Source organism: Cryobacterium sp. TMS1-20-1 (assembly GCF_004402355.1).
In the GTDB taxonomy this organism is placed as follows: domain Bacteria; phylum Actinomycetota; class Actinomycetes; order Actinomycetales; family Microbacteriaceae; genus Cryobacterium; species Cryobacterium levicorallinum.
Map to the genome: position 1 here is coordinate 93,354 of NZ_SOGF01000044.1, position 17,499 is coordinate 110,852.

Genomic DNA, 17,499 nt, shown 5'->3' on the forward strand with positions numbered 1-17,499 from the left:
CCAAAAAGAATTCAGGCGGCCGGCGAATTGCCGCTATCGGTGGATTTTCGATCCCTAGATCGACATGATGGCGTGCATCGGGGCTGTGCCCAGACGTTCGCGACCGTGCAGATCGGTAAGTTCGAGCACGACGCCGACACCGGAGACGGTGTAGCCGGCCCGTTCGATCAGCCGGCTCGTGGCAGCGATGGTGCCACCCGTTGCCAACACGTCGTCGAGAATCAAGACGCGGGTACCTGCGGGCAGCTGGCCGACCTCGAGTTCCAGGCGTGCCGAGCCGTACTCGAGGTCATACTCTTCGGTCAGCACAGTGCCGGGCAGTTTGCCGCCCTTGCGCACGGCCAGAACGGATGCCTGCGCTGCGTACCCGACGGCGGCCGCCAGCAGAAAGCCGCGCGCCTCGATGCCGGCCACGGCATCGAACTGGCCGCGGTGCTGGTCGGCCAGGTCATCGACGATCGCGCGGAAGGCGAGGGCATCGGCGAAGACCGGGTTCAGATCGCGGAACACGATGCCGGGCTGGGGAAAATCGGGATAGGAGGCCAGAAGTGCTTCGACGTGGCTGGCGGCGGCGGACGGCGAAGTGGGAGCAGAGAGTTGAGTCACTGATTCATCTTAAGCTGCGTTGCCCGCAGCCGTATGCGGAAGGAACGGCGAGGGTCAGGATTCCGAGCGCTCCGGAGCCAGCTCAACGGCCGGTACCTTCGGAGCGCGCGGCACCGTAGCTATCGCGCTCATCGAATCCAGAAAATGCACGACGGCGATCTGCTGGTCGCCGGTGAGCTCGAGGACAACTCGCATCATCTGCTCGTGAGTGGCAGCAAGCGAGTCGCGCATCTCTTCGTGCGACGACTGCGTGGCGAACAGCCGCTGCGCGCGCCCGTCTGACGGGTTCACCTCGCGGCGAATATGACCGGATGCCGACAATCTTGCGAGAAGTTTTGCCGTGGCCGCCGAGGAGATGTTCAAGAATTCGCTGAGATCCTTCGGGCTGGCGACCCGGTTCTGCCGCTCGCAGGCGATGAGATGACGCAGCGCCATCAGATCGGTTTCGTTGATGTTCATCTCGGCCTGCGCACGATGACGCATGGCGGCATCGGCTACCCGAAAGCGACGCACGGCACGCAAGACCTCGATGGCGAAAGAAACACCATGTTTCTCAGGGTCGTACCAGTACGCCCCCTGTTGCAGGGGGTTACGCTCATCTTGGATCATATGACCATGCTAACGTGAGCTGTCGCTAACCTGGTTAGTTATTCGTGTAATGATCGGGTTGACTTAAGAAGGAGAGCACGTGCACACCGCCAACGCGCTGAATGAACACGAAATTCTGCTGGTTGATGAGCACACGCACGACGGAGCAGCACCCCAGCCCAACGGGTCGCCGCCAACACTGCCGGCACAAGTACAGCACGTGGACCGTGTTCATGCTTGACACGGTTCCGGCCGGAGTAGAAATCGAGCTGGCTCGATTCTTCGCTGCCGCACGCCTGCGGGCGAGCGACTACGGCGAGCACTACGTCGCCCTCTGGGATTCACTGGCCCAGGCCAGCAGTGGCGGCAAGCGCGTGCGCCCTGCCCTGGTCCTGGCGGCGTATGCCGGTTTCGGCGGACGCGATCAGGGCCTCGTCGCTCCGGTCGCAGTGAGCTTCGAGCTGCTGCACACGGCCTTCCTCATTCACGACGACGTCATCGACCGCGATCTGACCCGCCGCGGGGTGGCCAACATTGCCGGTCGCTTCAGTGACCGCGCGCTCGCCCACGGTGCAGCGGCCGACCAGGCCGGGGTTTGGGCTGCGGCGGCGGCAATTCTCGCGGGCGATCTCGCCCTGAGTGAGGCACACCGCGCGCTGGCGAAACTGCCGGTCGATGTGCCCACCCGGCTGCGCCTGCTCGACCTGCTTGACCGGGCGGTTTTCGTCTCGGCAGCCGGGGAGCTGGCCGACGTCACCAATAGCTCGGCGCGGCATCCGCTCACGGTGGCCGAGGTCATCACCACCCTCGAGAATAAGACCGCCGTGTATTCCTTCGAAGCCCCATTGCAGGCCGGAGCGGTACTGGCCGGGGCCGGAGCCGATGCAATTAGCGTTCTCGGCCGCTACGGACGGCTCGTTGGAGTGGCGTTCCAACTGACCGATGACCTGCTCGGCGTCTTCGGCGATCCGCTTAAAACCGGCAAGAGCGTGACGGCCGACCTGCGCGAGGGCAAGCAGACCGCCCTGATCGCCCACGCCGGCAGCACGGCCAGCTGGTCGCTGATCGCTCCCTATCTCGGCAAGGTCGACCTGAATGACGACGAAGCGGAACGCGCCAGGGAATACCTGCGCGCGTGCGGAGCGAAGGAAGCGGCCGAAGGCCTGGCCTACGACCACTCCCGACTGGCGGTGGAGGCCCTCGACCCGGCGATCATTCCGGCGGGACTGCGCGCCAGCCTGATTGAACTCGCCGAAGCCGCCGTGAATCGGTCACGCTGATGGGCCAATTTCGGGCCGCGGTTCAAACCGGCAGCACGACCACCAACCTGAACAAGTACGCCGAGACGGCCCGGGCGAGCTCGACGACCGTCATCGGGCACTATTCCACCTCGTTCGGACTGGCCACCCGGCTGCTCGACGCCCGGGTGCGCACGCCGGTGCGCACCATTTATGCCCTTGTGCGCATCGCCGACGAGATCGTGGACGGCGCCGCCGCCGAGGCCGGTGTCTCCATCGACGAACAGCGGCACCTGCTCGACGAGCTCGAACTCGAGACCGAGCGGGCGATCGTACGCGGCTACAGCACGAACCTGGTAGTGCACGCCTTTGCTGCAACGGCCCGCCAGTCGGGCATCGACTCCAGTCTGATTGCCCCATTCTTTGCGTCGATGCGCCGGGACCTCGACCCGGAACCATTCACCGCCGAGGGCGTCGCCGAATATATTTACGGCTCGGCCGAGGTGATCGGACTCATGTGCCTACGCTGCTTTCTGCAGCACTCACCCCGCACCGCCGCCGAAGTCAGTGTGCTCGAAGACGGTGCCCGCCACCTGGGCGCGGCCTTTCAGAAGATCAATTTTCTGCGCGACCTGTCCTGCGATCGTGAGGTGCTCGGCCGCAACTACTTTCCGGGAATCGACCCGCTGAACCTCAGCGACCCGCAGAAAAATGCGATCCTCGAAGACATTGATGCCGACCTCGAGATCGCCAGCGCCGTGCTGCCCCTGCTGCCCGCCAGCTGCCGCCGGGCCGTGGCCGCAGCGCAGGGCCTGTTCACCCGCCTGTCGAATCGACTACGGTCGACACCGGCCGATCGATTACTGCGCTCCCGCGTTCGGGTGCCGGATGGAGAAAAATTCGTGATTGCTCTGACCGCTACCCTCGGACCCGGCGCGTGGAAGCGATGACCGGCCCAGGAACCACCGGCACCGGACGTACCCGCACGATCGTGATCGGCGGCGGTATCGCCGGCCTCGCGAGTGCAGCCCTGCTCGCCCGCGAGGGCCATGAGGTGACCCTGCTCGAGGCCCGTTCCGAGCTCGGCGGGCGGGCCGGCGTGTGGAACACCGACGGCTTTCGCTTCGACACCGGCCCATCGTGGTATCTCATGCCCGAGGTATTCGAGCATTTCTACCGCCTGCTCGGCACCTCCGCAGCCGAACAACTCGACCTCGTCAAGCTGGACCCGGGCTATCGGGTGCACTTTGAAGGGGAAAAGGCGCCGGTGGATATTCTCGCTGACCGGGCCGCCAACATCCGCTTATTTGAGCAGCTGCAGCCGGGGGCCGGGGCGGCGCTTCGCCGTTATCTCGACTCGGCCGCCGAGACCTACGACCTGGCCGTGCAGCGTTTTCTGTACTCCAGCTACGAATCGTTTCGCCCGTTTTTAGTGCCCGACGTGCTGCGGCGGCTCGGACGGCTGGCCCGTCTGCTGCTGCAACCACTGGACAAGTTCGTCGCCGGCTTTGTCAGCGACCCCCGACTGCGGCAGATCCTCGGCTACCCGGCGGTCTTTCTCGGGTCGGCGCCGAACCTGACGCCGTCGATGTACCACCTCATGAGCCATCTCGATCTGGCCGACGGCGTGCTTTACCCGCAGGGCGGTTTCGGAACCCTGATCGACAGCATCTCCGCGCTCGCTCGCGCCGAGGGTGTGCAGCTCGTCACCGGCGCGCGGGTCACCGAAATTCGGGTCAGCGATCAGAAGGCCATAGCCGGGGTGAGCTACCTGGACGCCGACGACCAGCTGCAGCATCTGCACGCCGACACGGTCGTGTCGTCGGCTGACCTGCACCACACGGAGACCGAGCTGGTGCCGGCCGAACTGCAAACCTATCCCCAGCGCTGGTGGGACAAGCGCGTCTCGGGCCCCGGGGCCGTGCTGGTCATGCTCGGCGTGACCGGGGAGATCTCCCAACTGCAGCACCACTCACTGTTCTTCACCACGGACTGGGGCAAGAACTTCGGGCAGATTTTCGGCAAGCGCACCTCGGTGCCGTCACCGGCCTCGCTCTACGTCTGCATGCCGAGCGCCACGGATAAGTCGGTGGCGCCGGCCGGAAGCAGCAACCTGTTCGTGCTGGTGCCGGTGCCGCCCGACGTGACCCTTGGCCACGGTGGTGTCAACGGTGCCGGCTCGCGGGCGATCGAGCTGATCGCGGATGCCGCCATCGAGCAGGTCTCCCGCTGGGCCGGCATCCCCGACCTGGCCGACCGGATCGTGGTGCGCCGCACCGTCGGTCCGGCCGACTTCGCCGCTGACCTGAACAGTTGGAAGGGCGGCGCCCTCGGCCCCGCGCACACCTTGCGGCAGAGCGCCTTTCTGCGCGGTTCGAACATGTCGAAGAAAATCTCGGGACTGTACTACGCCGGCGGTACCACCATTCCCGGTATTGGACTGCCTATGTGCCTGATCAGCGCCGAGATTTTGCTTAAGCGGATGCGCCACGACACGACCACGGGACCGCTCGCCGAACCGTTGCCCGCACGTCCGACTTACTTGAACGGGGCTGCCGGAGACCCGGTGGAGTCTGCGCCGCAGCAATCGTGACCCTGCTGTACCTGCTCACCCTGCTGGTCTCGCTCGGCGGCATGGTCGTTCTGGACTGGCGCTTTGGTCTGTTTTTCTGGCACTCGCCGGTTCGAGCCGTGCTCGTGGTCGGCATCGGCGTGCTGTTCTTTCTGACCTGGGACCTGTTCGGAATCGGCCTGGGCATCTTCTACCGCGGGGAAACCACCCTGATGACCGGGCTGCAGCTGGCGCCGGAACTACCGCTCGAGGAGCTCGTCTTTCTCACCTTTCTCTGCTATCTCACCATGAACCTGGTACGGGGGGCCCAGCTCGTGCTGCACCGGCAAACCCGAGCATGACCTATCTCATCCTGAATGCGATCTTTCTGGCCGTGGCCGCCGCGATTGCCACGATGGCGCTCGCGCGCCAGTTGATTTCCCGCCGATTCGTGGTGTCCGTCACGCTGGCCCTCGCCTTGACCCTGCTACTCACGGCCGTCTTCGATAACCTGATGATCGGGGCTGGACTGTTCAGCTACGACCCGGCGCATATTTCGGGTCTGTTCATCGGTCTCGCTCCGATCGAAGATTTTGCCTACCCACTGGCCGCGGCGATTCTGCTGCCTGCACTGTGGGTTCTCCTGGGCCGTACCAAGATAGGACGAACGGATGACTGAGCAGCTCGGCACGGTGTCATGGAAGACCCGCCAGGTGGTGCTGTCGTCCCGGCCGCTCAGCTGGATAAATACGGCTTTTCCCTTCGCCGCGGCCTACGTCATGACCACCGGACGCTTCGATGCACTGCTGATCGTTGGCACCCTGTTCTTTCTCATTCCGTACAACCTCCTGATGTACGGAATCAACGATGTCTTCGACTACGAGTCCGATCTGCGCAATCCTCGGAAGGGCGGCGCGGAGGGGGCTCTGCTGCATCCCGCTCTGCACCACCTGGTGATCGGCGCCGGTGTCGTGAACGTGGGGATTGTGGGGGCGGCGATGCTGGTGCTGGCGGGGGCGGAGCATCCGTTGTCATGGGTCGTCCTGGCCGGGAGCCTGTTCGCCGTCGTCGCCTACTCGGTGCGCGGACTGCGGTTCAAGGAACGCCCCATTCTGGACTCGATCACCTCGAGCACGCACTTCGTCAGCCCGGCCGTCTACGGCCTCGTCGTGGCCGGCGCCACGATCACCCCTGGACTGCTGGCCCTGCTCGCGGCGTTTTTTCTATGGGGCATGGCCAGCCATGCCTTCGGCGCCGTGCAGGACGTTGAACCCGATCGCCACGCCGGAATCGCGTCGATCGCGACGGCGCTCGGCGCCTGGCCGACGGTGCGCCTCGCGATCACCTTCTGGGCCCTGGCCGGCCTGCTCATGATGTTCACACCGTGGCCCGGGCCGCTGGCCGCTCTGCTCGTCGTGCCGTATATTCTCGCGGTTCGGCCATTTTGGACGGTCAGCGATGCCGAGTCGGGCCGCGCGAACCGGGGCTGGAAGCGCTTTCTCCGGCTCAATTTTCTGAGCGGATTTCTCGTGACCCTGCTGCTGCTCTACTCCATCCGTCTGGCCGCGTGACGCAGGCCGAGGCCAGCTAGAGTCGTGTGATGGAGCTTACTTCTGCCCGGGTCGACAGCTGGAGCTGGGGCGTTCGCCTGTTCAAGACGCGGTCCATGGCCACGACCGCCTGCCGCGCTGGGCACGTCAAGGTCAACGGTGACAAGGCCAAGGCCGCGCAGGCGCTGCATATCGGCGACGAGGTACGCGTGCGCACGGCCGGATTCGACCGGGTGCTGATCGTGTCACGCCTCGTGGTCAAGCGGGTCGGGGCCTCGCTCGCCGCCGAGTGTTACGTCGACCACACTCCCCCACCGCCGCCGCGCGAGGAGGTCGCGCTGGTGCCGATGCGAGATCGCGGCGCCGGGCGGCCGACCAAGCGCGAGCGCCGGGAAATCGACGAGCTGCGCGGGCACATCACCGAGTAACGGCATCACCGGATAACCGCGAAACAGACGCTGCGGTGCAGCTGATCCTGCAGGTGCTGGCTAATGCACCCGTGGCGGATGCGGAGCGGGCGTCTCCGCGGCCTCGAGCGGCACGGCGGGCGAAGCCTGGATCCGAACCGACTGAAGGGCGGCAAGCGACTTGAGGGAATTTTTGATGCGGTCTTCGGCGGCCGGGTCGACCTGGCTTGCGGCAACGTTGGCCTCCAACACCGCTCGAACAACTTCATCACGCTGGATTTTCAGGCCACGAGGGGCGTCCACCCCGATGCGGATGCTGTCGCCGCGTACGTCGAGCACGGAGATGACGATGTCGTCGCCGATGAGGATCTTCTCCCCGATTTTCCGTGTCAGAACGAGCATCCTTCAATCCTATCGTTCGAGGGTGGGGCGGCGCTGAATTGGACGGCCGCTCGCCCACCCAACAGGAATTCCCAAATAATCCACGGTCTGCGGGCTGCGAGTCAGTTCCTCGCCCATCACGACGATGGCGTCGATGCTCACGGCGGCGTCGACCATGGACACCCACTCCGCGGTGTCGTCAGGTTTGCGGGACGCGTCGACAACGGCCCAAACCTGGTCGGCCCCCAGCGCTCGCAGCGAGGCCGTGAGCCGATTGAGGTCCTGCGATTCCCACTGAAAAGCGATGAATACAACCTGATCGCGCCCGACTCCGCGTGCCCGCGCAGCCAGTGCCGCTCGGGAATCACTGACGCGGTCGACCCCAGTCAGTCCCGCACGACCTGCCGCATAGACTTCACTCGAGCCGCTGGAGTCTGCCATGGACCGGGCAGCCAGCAGCGCCGCGTCGTCCAGTGCTACGACAACCACCAGGTCGCCGGCGCCGGTGAGTGGAAAAGGCGCAACACGGCTGACGGGCGGTACAGCTGTCTCCGAAGTTGATTCTGACAATCGCTCGGCAAATGATGATCCCCTGGACGCAATGATCGGCTCATCGAACCGGGGCGTGGGCACGAATTCGTGATCCAGCCCCTCGCTATAGTCCGGTTGGTCCGGATCGTTGGTATCGAAGGTGAGCTCGTCCATGATCTCGGCAAATCGGTCGGTCTCAGTGGAGACATGCCGCGCGTTTGCTCGCTCCCCCCTCTTCGGCTCGATAACATCGCCCTCGTCCGCGTCATCGAGGAGTGCGGCAATACCGAGACGTTTCGGTAGATTCAGAATATCGTCGTCGATTTGCGACGTTGAATCGGGTCGGGGCACTTCGACGAGCACTTCGTAGGACTGGCGTGCAAAGAAACCACGGATTCCGCCGACAGTGACTCGTTCAGCGGAAATGATTCGCACATCCGGACCGTGAAGGGTGCGCGCCCGGTCGGTGACCTCGAGCAGCGTTGTACCTTTAAGCAGAAATCTGGCCGGTTCCACGAACCACTCCTACCGTCTCGATGGCGACATTGGCTGAGGTGACTTCTCCATAGGACAGCACAGGCAGGCCGCCTGCCTGCGCAGACACCATCCTGCGGATCGCGGGTCGAAGCGCCGGAGCGCAGACCAGAACCGCCGTCTGGCCGCTCGCTTCAACCGTTGCGACCTGTGACCGTACGGAGTCCAGAACGCCCTCAATGCGGTCGGGGTCCATGAGGATCTGTGTTCCTTGCTCAGAGGGTCGCAGGCCTTCCAACATGGCCTGTTCCAGTATCGGCTCGATCATGATGACGCGTAAAATTCCCGCATCGAGATACTGGGATGTCAGTGCCGGTCCTAGCGCTGCCCGGGCGGTCTCGATCAGCCCTTCGGGGTCGTTCGAAGCCTTGGCGCGCAGGGCGAGGGCTTCGTAAATGCGCGGCAGGTCGTTGATCGGAATCTGCTCACCGAGAAGCCCCTGCAGTACGCGCTGGATCTCGGCAAGAGAAAGCAGCCCAGGAATCAGGTCGTCGACGGCCGACGGGTTCACCTGCTTGACGCCATCGGTCAAAACTCGCACGTCTTCGCGCGTGAGAAGCCGATCCGCGTTGGTGGTGATGATCGACGAGAGGTGGGTGACGAGCACGGACACTCGGTCGATTACAGTCGCGCCGGTCATTTCGGCGCTGTGCCGCATCTCGCTGGGTACCCATTTGCCGGCAAGACCGAAGACCGGCTCCACCGTGGCGATTCCGGGCAGGCTCTCCAAGGCATCGCCCAGGGCCAGCACCCGGCCGGTTGGGGCCACCCCTCGCCCGTATTCCACTCCTGAGATGCGGATGACATAGGTCGAGGGTGGCAGCTCAATGCTGTCGCGGGTGCGCACGGGAGGAACAACGACACCAAGATCCATGGCGATTTTACGACGCAGGCCACGGACACGGGCCAGCAGGTCGTCCGATCCCCCCGACACGATATCGATGAGGTCGGGAGCAAGAAGGATTTCTAGTGCGTGTACACGCATCTGGGCGATGAGGTCTTCGGAGCTGTCGGTCTGCGGGGCCTGCGCCCCGACGACGGCGGCGGAATCCACCGCTGCCCGCGCGTTGCTGTCCTGGGCCTTCAATCGTTGGGCCACCAGGATGAGCGTGCCACCGACAAGGAGGAAAGGGAGCACGGGCATTCCCGGAATAATTGCCATCAGAATCGCCGCCGAGCCGGCGATCGTCAACGAGTGACGAGACTGAGTCAGCTGGGTGGTGGCCGTCGAGCCGATGTCGGACTCGGCATTCGATCGGGTGACGATCATACCGGTGGACACCGCCATCAGCAGCGCCGGAATCTGCGTGACCAGACCATCGCCGATGGTGAGTAGCGCGTAAGTCTCCAGCGCCTCCCCGACGCCCATTCCACGCTGCACCATGCCGATGGTGATTCCACCGATGAGGTTGATGATGATGATGACGATGCCAGCGATGGCATCTCCCTTGACGAACTTCGACGCTCCGTCCATGGCACCGTAGAAGTCCGCTTCGGCGGAGACTTCCGCGCGCCGGGCCTTGGCCTCGGAGTCCGTAATGAGACCGGCGTTGAGGTCGGCGTCGATCGCCATCTGCTTACCTGGCATGGCGTCGAGGGTGAATCGCGCTCCGACCTCGGCCACGCGCTCCGCTCCCTTGGTCACCACCACGAATTGAATGACAACGAGAATAAGGAAGACTACAGCGCCGATGATGATGGAGCCACCGACAGCAACGTGACCGAAGGCCTCGATCACCTGGCCCGCGTATCCATCTCCCAGTACGAGGCGCGTGGATGCCACGTTGAGGCCGAGGCGAAAGAGAGTGGCCACGAGCAGCAGGGAGGGGAAGACCGAGAATTCCAGCGGCTTCTTCACGAACATGGTGGTCAGGAGGGTGACCAACGCGAGCATGATGTTCACGATGATGAGCACGTCGAGCAGCCCAGCCGGGATCGGCACGATGAGCAGCAGGATGATCCCCACCACTCCGACCGGCATGGCGATCTTCGCCAGATTCTTATTCACGTCAGTGCTCTCCGGATGGTGGGGCGGGTGGGGACGGCAGGGTGGAGGGGGATGACATCGTGTGCACTCCCGAAGCCGCGCCGCGCGACTTGAGCGCCATCACAAAAGCGAGAACACGCGCTACGGCATTGTACAGTTCAACAGGAATCTCCTGCCCGATCTCACATGCTGAGTGCAGCGCTCGAGCCAGCGGAATGTCACGCACGATCGGCACTTTGTCAGTTTCGGCCTGCTCTCGAATGCGGGTCGCAATATGCCCGGCCCCCTTGGCCACCACGCGTGGCGCCGAGCGGCCAGGCTCATACTTGAGTGCAACGGCCAGGTGGGTTGGGTTGACCATGACCACGTCCGAATCGGTCACGGCGGCGATCATTCGGTTTCGGCTCATCGCCAGTTGGCGGGCGCGACGCTGCGACTTGATCATCGGGTCACCTTCAGAGCTCTTGTGCTCGTCGGAGACCTCCTTTTTCGTCATGCGTGTCTTCTTGCGATTTCGACGCATGACGACGTAGATATCGGCCACGGCGAGAACGAGACCGGCGATGACCGCCGCCTGCATGAGCAACGCGGTACCCTCAGCGGCCACGTCGATGAGTTCGGTGAGGGGCAGTCCGCCACCGGTCATCAGCACCGGGATCATTCCCTGGATCACTAGGGTGAGCACGATGCCGACGACAGCGGTCTTGAGTAGGGCTTTGATGCCTTCCCACAGCGCCTGACCTCCGAAAACTCGACCCAGCCCCTTGACGAGTTGGAACTGCTCGTACTTTCCGGTGAATTTTTTGAAGTGGATGCCGCCCTGCAAGGCCGCGCTAGCAAGGACGGCAAACATGACCACACCGAAATACGGCGTCATGATGTACGCGAGTGAGGCAACGGCGTCTACGAGGACGACGACGGCTGCATCGGCGTCGGCGTTGAGAATCAGATCACGGATGCCCACGAATTGCTCGACGCCCGCATCGGCTGACCGCGAGATGGTGAACGGAAACATGACCGCCGCGGCACCGATGCCTACCCAGGCAGTCACGTCCTGCGACTTTCCAAGCTGGCCCTTCTCACGAACCTCCTTCATCCGCTTCTGCGTCGCCGGTTCCGTGCGCTCCCCGGAATTGCCGGGATCAGACATTCACCTCACCCCCAATAAGAACTCAGCGGCTTGACCAGTCAGAGTCGAGACGATACCGGGCAGAGCAATGAAGACGATCGATCCCAGGGTGAGAGTGAGGTAGATCTTAAGGGGAAACCCGAGCGCAAAAGCATTGAGTGCCGGCGAAACCCTGGTGATGAGGCCCAATCCCGCATCGGCAAGAAACAGCACGACTAACAGTGGTCCAGCAATCTGCACAGAGGCCAGGAACATCTGTGACACTGCACCGATCATGGCTTCGACCGGATCGGCAAGGTTCAGTCCACCGCCGAGAGGAATCGCCGTGAAGGTGCGCACGAGTCCACCGATTATCAACTGATAGCTGTCAGACGCGAACATCAGCCCGATCGCCGTCATGTGGAAGAGGCGGGTGAACTGGGCACCGTTCACCATGGACTGGGGGTCGAACCCCTGCGCCATAGAAAATCCGCCGAACATGTCGATCAGACCGCCGGCCACCTGGATGGCGGCAAAGATGATGAAGACCAGAATGCCGAGCACGGCCCCTACGACGACCTCGAGTACGAGCGCCCCAATGAACGCGGGCGTATCCAGCGTTTCATACCCGGTCGTGACGACCGGTGAAACGGCAAGGGCCAGTCCGAGCGCGAGCATCGCCTTGATCCGCAACGGAAATGCATTGAACGAAAATGGCGGCGCGATAACCAGAAAGGCGATCATCCGCACTCCGGCGAGCATGGTCGCCTCGATCATCGAGAAGTTGAGAACGAACTCCATGTCAGAAGGTGCCCACGGTCAGCCACCGCCGAGTAGCGCCGGTATCTTTTCGAACATAGCGTAGGTGAACGACACCGATTCTGCGATCATCCAGTGACCGGTGATCAGCAGGGCCAGGGCGACGGCGACGGCCTTCGGAACGAAGGACAGTGTCACCTCCTGAATCTGGGTGATGGATTGCAGGAGGGAGATGCCGAAGCCCACGACGAGGGCCGTGATCAGGATGGGTGCTGAAAGTTTGGCCGCCAGGATGAGACCCTGAAGCCCGATGTCCAGAACCGCGTTGGTATCCATCAGCCGGTCCGGTAACTGCCGACGAGCGTTGTGATGATCAAGCCCCAGCCATCGACCAGAATGAACAGCAGAATTTTGAATGGCAGCGAGATCATCACGGGCGGGAGCATCATCATACCCATCGACATGAGCGCGGCCGCCACCACGATGTCGATTACCAGAAAGGGAATGAAGATGACAAACCCGATGATAAAGGCGGCTCGCAACTCCGAGATCATGAACGCGGGAATAAGGGTAAGCAGGGGAACCGAGGCGGCATCCTCAGGATTCGCCTGGTTGGCCGCTCTGGTCATGAGCGCGAGATCTTCCTCGCGGGTGTTGCCGAGCATGAATTGCCGCAGCGGGTCGGACGCAGCAGCCAACCCGTCGGTGAACGACATCGTCCCGTCCAAATAGGGGCCGACCGCGAGAACGTTGATGTCCGTCAGCACCGGCGCCATGATGAACAGCGACACGAAAAGCGCCAGCCCGGCGAGCACCTGGTTCGGCGGGATCGACGGCAGCGCGAGAGCGTTACGCGTCATAGCGAGAACTACGAAAATCTTGGTGAACGACGTCATCATGAGCAACAGTGCCGGGGCAACCGAGAGCAGGGTGATGCCGACAAGTGTCACGATCGACGAAGACGGCCCACCGTTCGGCCCGTTGATATCAATCGTGAAGCCGTCGGTCCCACCGGAATCATCCGGCATGAGCGGATGGATGGGTCGCGCTTCAGCCCCGGTTGCTGACACCAGAACGATTGCCGCGGCAACGATCAACACAGCGATCAGTCGTACGGTCAGAGGAATGGACGTCCTTCCACGCGCGTCGACGCTGGTCACGCTCACCGGCGGTGCCGCAGTGCATCGACGGCCTGCGTCCAGGTGGCCGGTGAGAGAATCGATCCCGCGAGGCGCGCCGGTGGCGCATACACGTCGCTTTCACGGGGCGCGAGCGAGACGGGCGTCGGCGGCTCCGTTGAAACGGCCCGCAAAACACGAGCGAATGCCGAACCGTTGGCGCCCTCGACCGCAGCTTCTGCGGGCTCCGGCGCGGGCGGGGCCGTCGCGCTCGACAGCACGGTCACTGACTGCTCGGTCACGCCCAGCACGAGTCGTTGCCCCTCGACATCGACGACGACAACGGATGCCTTCTGCCCGACGCCGTGACGCCCCACGATGGTCACTGCCTGCGCGATACCGGCCCTCCGACTCCCCCGCGACAGACGTCGCTGGATGTACCAGAGCAAGCCAAGCACGACGGCAAGGGACAGAATAACGCGGACTGCAACTATAAGGGTGTCCACCTACTAGGCACCCTCATGGATATCAAGGATCCTGGTGATGCGCACGGCGTAGTCCTGGTCCACGACGACGATCTCCCCATGGGCGATCAAACGACCGTTCAGCAGCACGTCCGCAGGAGCTCCCGCCGAGCGATCCAGTTCGATGACGGCTCCCGGTTCCAAAGACAACACGTCGCGCACCGCCATCTTGGTGCGGCCGATTTCCACGGTCATGGTCATCTCCACGTTGTTGATGCGGCCGATCTTTCCACCGGAGAGATCTGCAGAGGCCCGGGAAACACCATTCGAGGACCCGTTGGCGCGCATGCGGAGGGCGAACCATCCGCTCACGGTTGTGCCGTCCGTGAGCTCATAGACGGTTGTTTCGGCATCGGCAAAAAGCGCCGCGGCATCTTCGATGGTGCTGTCGCCGAGCACTCCGACACCAAAGACAGTGGCCGCACTCTCGAGGGCGGGCCGCACGACATCGGCGCGTGACACGAGGCCCGTTTGCGGACCTGCGGCTGCATCAAGGGAATTCGGGTCGGCCAGCACCAGGGCGAGATCCGCGGAGGTCGACCCGACGAAGCGGGCAACGATGGCCTGGCCGACTTGCTCGGGAAAGGTACCATCGGTGTCGGGACCGGTGGCCAACCGACCGTCGATGAGCATCCGCTCGCCCACATACGCAACGGGGCGCAAGCGCACCGGAGTGGGAAGGGACTGAACTAACGCGCCAACCGCCTGGGCATGCATGAGGTCGGTGGTGATCATGGGCGTTTCTCCTCGGATTCAATGATGATGCACGCCAATCGGGACCCATTGGCCCCCATGGCGGCGCGGGCCAGCACGTGATCGTCAACCACGATGTCCAGCGGGCGATGTTGCGGGTGCGGTATGGGAATCAAATCGCCCAGGGTCAGGGTGAGAATGCGCTGTGGCAAGACCTGGGCAGGAACGAGGCGCAGCGCGACGGTGACGGGCACGGCAGAGACCTGGGCCAACACGAGTTCCTGGGCATCCGCCGTGTTGCTCGTGGGATTGGCCTCACCGAGTTGCGGCATGATGGCCACGGCGGGAATGGCGACCGTGGCCAGCGAGGTAATCTCGCCGACACGGATATTGAATTTGGAGACGATCATGAGGTCACCGGTCGCGGCCGCCTGGGCAAACTGGGAGTTGTACTGAATCGTGTCGACGGTCATCGCGGCTGTGATCAGGGAACCGAGGGAGTACTTTAGGTCTTCCAGTGCCTCAGTCATCAGCTGCCGAAGCAGTGCCTGCTCGATCTGGGTGAACTTGCGCTCTTCGACCGGTCGTCCACCGGCGGTCCCGCCCAGCATATGCCCCACCCATGCCAGGGCTGCAGCGGTCGGAAACTGGATGACAGCGCGGGGCGTCAGGCCCTCCAAACTGAACAGCACCATGGCTGTCGTAGAGGGCAGACTCGCTGCGTATTCGTCGTAGGTCTGCATGAGTACCTGTTCGCAGGTAACCGAAGACAGGACCCGCACCCGCGCGGTGAGCTGGGTGCCCCATTGCCGAGCGAAGGTCTCGAAAACCAGTTCCAGCGCACGCGAATGCTCTCGCGGCAGCGTGCGCGGCCGCCGAAAATCGTACACCTCAACGTCGGGCGCCTGCATTCTCGGCGCACCAATAGAGTCCTGTTCCTTGACCGTCACATTCGCCACTATCGGCCGCTCGAACCACGGCGTAAGCAGACCGTCGAGATTATTGCGACTCAATGACCGTGGGAATCAGGGCACGAATGTTCTCGGGCTGGTCGGACATCACCACCAGGTCGACACGGCGGTTCGCTGCGGAATCACCGGTCGAAGTGAGAAGCGTGGAGGGCCGGGACGAACCGAAGCCGACTGCCGAGATCAGCGCGGGGGTGACCCCACCGGATTCAACCACGTAACGCAATACCGCTGTCGCTCGGCCGCCGGAGAGTTCCCAGTCGGTTTCGAAGTTCACGTTCACGCCGCGCGGGTCGGCATGCCCCTCAACCGAAATCTCTCGGGCCGACACGGCGAGCGCCGGCGCGATGGCATTGAGCACCTGCACCGCCTGATCACTGAGGCGGGCGAGATTGGGTTCAAAAAAAGTTTCCGAGCCGATCATTCCCACTGTAAGTCCGCGCTCGTCGATGTTGAAATCGATGAGATGGCTCAGGTTTTGGGCGTCGAGAGCGGCGCGCATCTGTTCGCGCAGTTCAATAAGGCGATCGACTTCGGACATGGCTTTTTGGATATCGCTGAGCTCGGCATTCTCTGCAGCGATGATCTCCGCCACCGAGGCGTTACCGACAGCCACGTCCATTTTCTCGATGTCTTCGTTGCCAAACCCGGTTGCCAGTGATTCGCGCAGCATTTCGAATTTTTGCTCATCTACGGTCGACATGGCAAAGAGAACGATGAACATGCACATGAGGACCGTGACCATGTCCATGTACGACGCCATCCAACGCTCGTCGGGATGTTCGTCTTCAACGTGGGCGACAGGCCGACGACGACGCGTACTCACGCGCTCGTCAGGACGTCGTCAACTTCGGCGGGATCCGGCTCATCGTTCTTTTTTCCGCGAACGCGTCGCACCGGCGCGGCTGGCACCATAGATTGCAAACGCTCGCCGAGAAGACGCGGCTGGCTACCGGCCTGAATGGCCAGGGACCCTTCCATAAGCAGGGTGAGCCGTTCAACATCAAGGTCAGACAATCGTTTGAGTCGCATGCCGATCGGTAGCCACAGAAAGTTTGCCGACAGCAATCCCCACAGGGTCGCCACGAAGGCCGCGGCGATCATGTGACCGAGCTCATCTGGCTCGGACAGGTTCTCGAGAACGTGGGTCAACGAGACGACGGTGCCGATAATGCCGACAGTGGGGGCATACCCGCCCAGGCCCATGTAGAACTTGCTCGCGATCCGATCCCGAGCCCCTCGGGTCGCGATTTCATCTTCAAGCGTATTGCGTAACTCTTCATTGTCGATGCCGTCCGCAATATTGCGCAGGGCACTTTTCAAAAATGGGTCTTTAACACTGTCGGCCGCCTGCTCCAGTGAGAGCAGGCCGTTCATTCGTGCCGCCTCAGCCAATTCGACGATCTCATCGATAACAGTTTGCGGAGCCGTTATCTTTCCACGAAAGGCTCCCGGAAGCGCCTGAAAGGCCTGGAGAGCGTCGCGCAGGGTTCCACTGGCAATACCGATGGCCAAGGTCGCGCCGAAGACCAGGACGATCGGTCCGGGAAGCAATAGCGACGAGACCTGAGCGCCCTCGATGGTGATCATTGCATACAGTGCGCCAAAGGCGACGAATATGCCGATAAGTGTTGCGGGATCCATCAAGACTCTTTCGGGGCTCGGGGCTGGTAGACCGTTTCGGGGTCATAGGCCAGGGCAATAACGCGGGCCCGATAGTGGGCAATGGCTTCGATGACGTCGTGCATGGATTCAGTGACGATGTACATGGCACCGTCGAGCATCACGAGCGTGGTGTCAGGATTCTCGGTAATGCGCTCGATGAGATCGGGATTGATAGCGAAATGACTGTCATTGAGCTTGGTGAGAATGATCATGAGACCTCCGGACGAGACGCACGAAGGGCAACGTCACGCTGAACAATCGGCCAAGCGAGTGCATCCGTTAGCTTGGCGA

22 protein-coding genes are annotated in these 17,499 nt (G+C 62.9%); 7 read left to right on the forward strand and 15 right to left on the reverse strand.

The window, feature by feature from the left end; genetic code table 11:
• Positions 1-54: 54 nt before the first annotated feature.
• Both E3O45_RS09260 and E3O45_RS09265 read right to left on the reverse strand, forming a co-directional pair.
• Positions 55-606, reverse strand: a complete 552-nt coding sequence (locus tag E3O45_RS09260; protein ID WP_134443131.1) for an adenine phosphoribosyltransferase — start codon at positions 604-606, stop codon at positions 55-57.
• 54 nt (positions 607-660) lie between these two features.
• Positions 661-1,215, reverse strand: a complete 555-nt coding sequence (locus tag E3O45_RS09265; RefSeq protein ID WP_134443132.1) for a MarR family winged helix-turn-helix transcriptional regulator — start codon at positions 1,213-1,215, stop codon at positions 661-663.
• Between the two features lie 212 nt (positions 1,216-1,427).
• Here E3O45_RS09265 and E3O45_RS09270 point away from each other — a divergent pair, with 212 nt between their 5' ends.
• From E3O45_RS09270 to E3O45_RS09300, 7 genes are read left to right on the forward strand one after another with little or no spacing between them, the layout of a single operon-like run.
• Entirely contained in the window at positions 1,428-2,474 is a 1,047-nt protein-coding gene (locus E3O45_RS09270; protein WP_166789447.1) for a polyprenyl synthetase family protein, read from the forward strand.
• Positions 2,474-3,382, forward strand: coding sequence for a squalene/phytoene synthase family protein (locus E3O45_RS09275; protein ID WP_134443134.1), 909 nt, complete (start codon positions 2,474-2,476; stop codon positions 3,380-3,382). The genes E3O45_RS09270 and E3O45_RS09275 overlap by 1 nt, the downstream gene beginning before the upstream one ends.
• On the forward strand, positions 3,379-5,025 hold the full coding sequence (gene crtI, locus E3O45_RS09280; protein ID WP_134443135.1) for a phytoene desaturase family protein: 1,647 nt from the start codon (positions 3,379-3,381) through the stop codon (positions 5,023-5,025). Before E3O45_RS09275 ends, crtI begins: the two co-directional genes overlap by 4 nt.
• Positions 5,022-5,345, forward strand: a complete 324-nt coding sequence (locus tag E3O45_RS09285; protein ID WP_134443136.1) for a lycopene cyclase domain-containing protein — start codon at positions 5,022-5,024, stop codon at positions 5,343-5,345. The genes crtI and E3O45_RS09285 overlap by 4 nt, the downstream gene beginning before the upstream one ends.
• Positions 5,342-5,662, forward strand: a complete 321-nt coding sequence (locus tag E3O45_RS09290; protein WP_134443137.1) for a lycopene cyclase domain-containing protein — start codon at positions 5,342-5,344, stop codon at positions 5,660-5,662. Before E3O45_RS09285 ends, E3O45_RS09290 begins: the two co-directional genes overlap by 4 nt.
• Positions 5,655-6,554, forward strand: coding sequence for a prenyltransferase (locus tag E3O45_RS09295; RefSeq protein ID WP_134443138.1), 900 nt, complete (start codon positions 5,655-5,657; stop codon positions 6,552-6,554). The genes E3O45_RS09290 and E3O45_RS09295 overlap by 8 nt, the downstream gene beginning before the upstream one ends.
• Positions 6,555-6,583: 29 nt before the next feature.
• Positions 6,584-6,961, forward strand: a complete 378-nt coding sequence (locus tag E3O45_RS09300; protein WP_092450597.1) for an RNA-binding S4 domain-containing protein — start codon at positions 6,584-6,586, stop codon at positions 6,959-6,961.
• A gap of 60 nt (positions 6,962-7,021) precedes the next feature.
• On the opposite strand, the gene csrA is transcribed toward E3O45_RS09300, so the two are convergent.
• The 13 genes from csrA to E3O45_RS09365 are packed head-to-tail and all read right to left on the reverse strand — an operon-like array spanning position 7,022 to position 17,420.
• A complete protein-coding gene (gene csrA / locus E3O45_RS09305) occupies positions 7,022-7,342 on the reverse strand; it encodes a carbon storage regulator CsrA (RefSeq protein ID WP_134443139.1) in 321 nt (106 codons plus the stop codon).
• A 9-nt stretch (positions 7,343-7,351) separates the two neighbouring features.
• Positions 7,352-8,368, reverse strand: coding sequence for a hypothetical protein (locus tag E3O45_RS09310; protein ID WP_134443140.1), 1,017 nt, complete (start codon positions 8,366-8,368; stop codon positions 7,352-7,354).
• Positions 8,343-10,367 (reverse strand): flagellar biosynthesis protein FlhA, encoded by a 2,025-nt coding sequence (locus E3O45_RS09315; protein ID WP_241978855.1) that lies wholly within the window; start codon positions 10,365-10,367, stop codon positions 8,343-8,345. The genes E3O45_RS09310 and E3O45_RS09315 overlap by 26 nt, the downstream gene beginning before the upstream one ends.
• Positions 10,368-10,395: 28 nt before the next feature.
• Complete coding sequence (locus E3O45_RS09320) at positions 10,396-11,523, reverse strand: flagellar biosynthesis protein FlhB (RefSeq protein ID WP_134443142.1); 1,128 nt, start codon at positions 11,521-11,523, stop codon at positions 10,396-10,398.
• Positions 11,524-12,282: a flagellar biosynthetic protein FliR gene (locus E3O45_RS09325; protein ID WP_134443143.1), complete on the reverse strand. Its 759-nt coding sequence runs from the start codon at positions 12,280-12,282 to the stop codon at positions 11,524-11,526.
• A gap of 18 nt (positions 12,283-12,300) precedes the next feature.
• Complete coding sequence (gene fliQ, locus E3O45_RS09330) at positions 12,301-12,576, reverse strand: flagellar biosynthesis protein FliQ (protein ID WP_134443144.1); 276 nt, start codon at positions 12,574-12,576, stop codon at positions 12,301-12,303.
• Positions 12,576-13,400: a flagellar type III secretion system pore protein FliP gene (fliP, locus tag E3O45_RS09335; RefSeq protein WP_370450355.1), complete on the reverse strand. Its 825-nt coding sequence runs from the start codon at positions 13,398-13,400 to the stop codon at positions 12,576-12,578. Before fliP ends, fliQ begins: the two co-directional genes overlap by 1 nt.
• Before the next feature lie 2 nt (positions 13,401-13,402).
• On the reverse strand, positions 13,403-13,864 hold the full coding sequence (locus E3O45_RS09340; RefSeq protein ID WP_134443145.1) for a flagellar biosynthetic protein FliO: 462 nt from the start codon (positions 13,862-13,864) through the stop codon (positions 13,403-13,405).
• A gap of 3 nt (positions 13,865-13,867) precedes the next feature.
• Positions 13,868-14,617: a flagellar motor switch protein FliN gene (gene fliN / locus E3O45_RS09345; RefSeq protein ID WP_198418243.1), complete on the reverse strand. Its 750-nt coding sequence runs from the start codon at positions 14,615-14,617 to the stop codon at positions 13,868-13,870.
• Positions 14,614-15,525 carry a flagellar motor switch protein FliM gene (locus E3O45_RS09350; RefSeq protein ID WP_241985303.1) on the reverse strand — a complete coding sequence of 304 codons (912 nt, stop codon included), beginning with the start codon at positions 15,523-15,525 and terminating at the stop codon, positions 14,614-14,616. Before E3O45_RS09350 ends, fliN begins: the two co-directional genes overlap by 4 nt.
• Before the next feature lie 49 nt (positions 15,526-15,574).
• The gene (locus E3O45_RS09355; protein ID WP_255452970.1) at positions 15,575-16,369 is read right to left on the reverse strand and encodes a flagellar motor protein MotB; all 795 of its coding nucleotides are present in this window, start codon (positions 16,367-16,369) and stop codon (positions 15,575-15,577) included.
• Complete coding sequence (locus tag E3O45_RS09360) at positions 16,366-17,187, reverse strand: motility protein A (RefSeq protein WP_134443202.1); 822 nt, start codon at positions 17,185-17,187, stop codon at positions 16,366-16,368. Before E3O45_RS09360 ends, E3O45_RS09355 begins: the two co-directional genes overlap by 4 nt.
• Positions 17,187-17,420, reverse strand: a complete 234-nt coding sequence (locus tag E3O45_RS09365) for a flagellar FlbD family protein (protein ID WP_134443146.1) — start codon at positions 17,418-17,420, stop codon at positions 17,187-17,189. Before E3O45_RS09365 ends, E3O45_RS09360 begins: the two co-directional genes overlap by 1 nt.
• Positions 17,421-17,499 lie beyond the last annotated feature (79 nt).

Coding starts and splice junctions, on each gene's coding strand:
- E3O45_RS09265 (WP_134443132.1), bottom strand. CDS start 1,215: ATGATCCAAGATGAGCGTAACCCCCTGCAACAGGGGGCGTACTGGTAC.
- E3O45_RS09270 (WP_166789447.1), top strand. CDS start 1,428: ATGCTTGACACGGTTCCGGCCGGAGTAGAAATCGAGCTGGCTCGATTC.
- E3O45_RS09275 (WP_134443134.1), top strand. CDS start 2,474: ATGGGCCAATTTCGGGCCGCGGTTCAAACCGGCAGCACGACCACCAAC.
- crtI (WP_134443135.1), top strand. CDS start 3,379: ATGACCGGCCCAGGAACCACCGGCACCGGACGTACCCGCACGATCGTG.
- E3O45_RS09290 (WP_134443137.1), top strand. CDS start 5,342: ATGACCTATCTCATCCTGAATGCGATCTTTCTGGCCGTGGCCGCCGCG.
- E3O45_RS09295 (WP_134443138.1), top strand. CDS start 5,655: ATGACTGAGCAGCTCGGCACGGTGTCATGGAAGACCCGCCAGGTGGTG.
- E3O45_RS09300 (WP_092450597.1), top strand. CDS start 6,584: ATGGAGCTTACTTCTGCCCGGGTCGACAGCTGGAGCTGGGGCGTTCGC.
- csrA (WP_134443139.1), bottom strand. CDS start 7,342: ATGCTCGTTCTGACACGGAAAATCGGGGAGAAGATCCTCATCGGCGAC.
- E3O45_RS09315 (WP_241978855.1), bottom strand. CDS start 10,367: ATGCCGGTCGGAGTGGTGGGGATCATCCTGCTGCTCATCGTGCCGATC.
- E3O45_RS09320 (WP_134443142.1), bottom strand. CDS start 11,523: ATGTCTGATCCCGGCAATTCCGGGGAGCGCACGGAACCGGCGACGCAG.
- E3O45_RS09325 (WP_134443143.1), bottom strand. CDS start 12,282: ATGGAGTTCGTTCTCAACTTCTCGATGATCGAGGCGACCATGCTCGCC.
- fliQ (WP_134443144.1), bottom strand. CDS start 12,576: ATGGATACCAACGCGGTTCTGGACATCGGGCTTCAGGGTCTCATCCTG.
- fliN (WP_198418243.1), bottom strand. CDS start 14,617: ATGATCACCACCGACCTCATGCATGCCCAGGCGGTTGGCGCGTTAGTT.
- E3O45_RS09360 (WP_134443202.1), bottom strand. CDS start 17,187: ATGGATCCCGCAACACTTATCGGCATATTCGTCGCCTTTGGCGCACTG.
- E3O45_RS09365 (WP_134443146.1), bottom strand. CDS start 17,420: ATGATCATTCTCACCAAGCTCAATGACAGTCATTTCGCTATCAATCCC.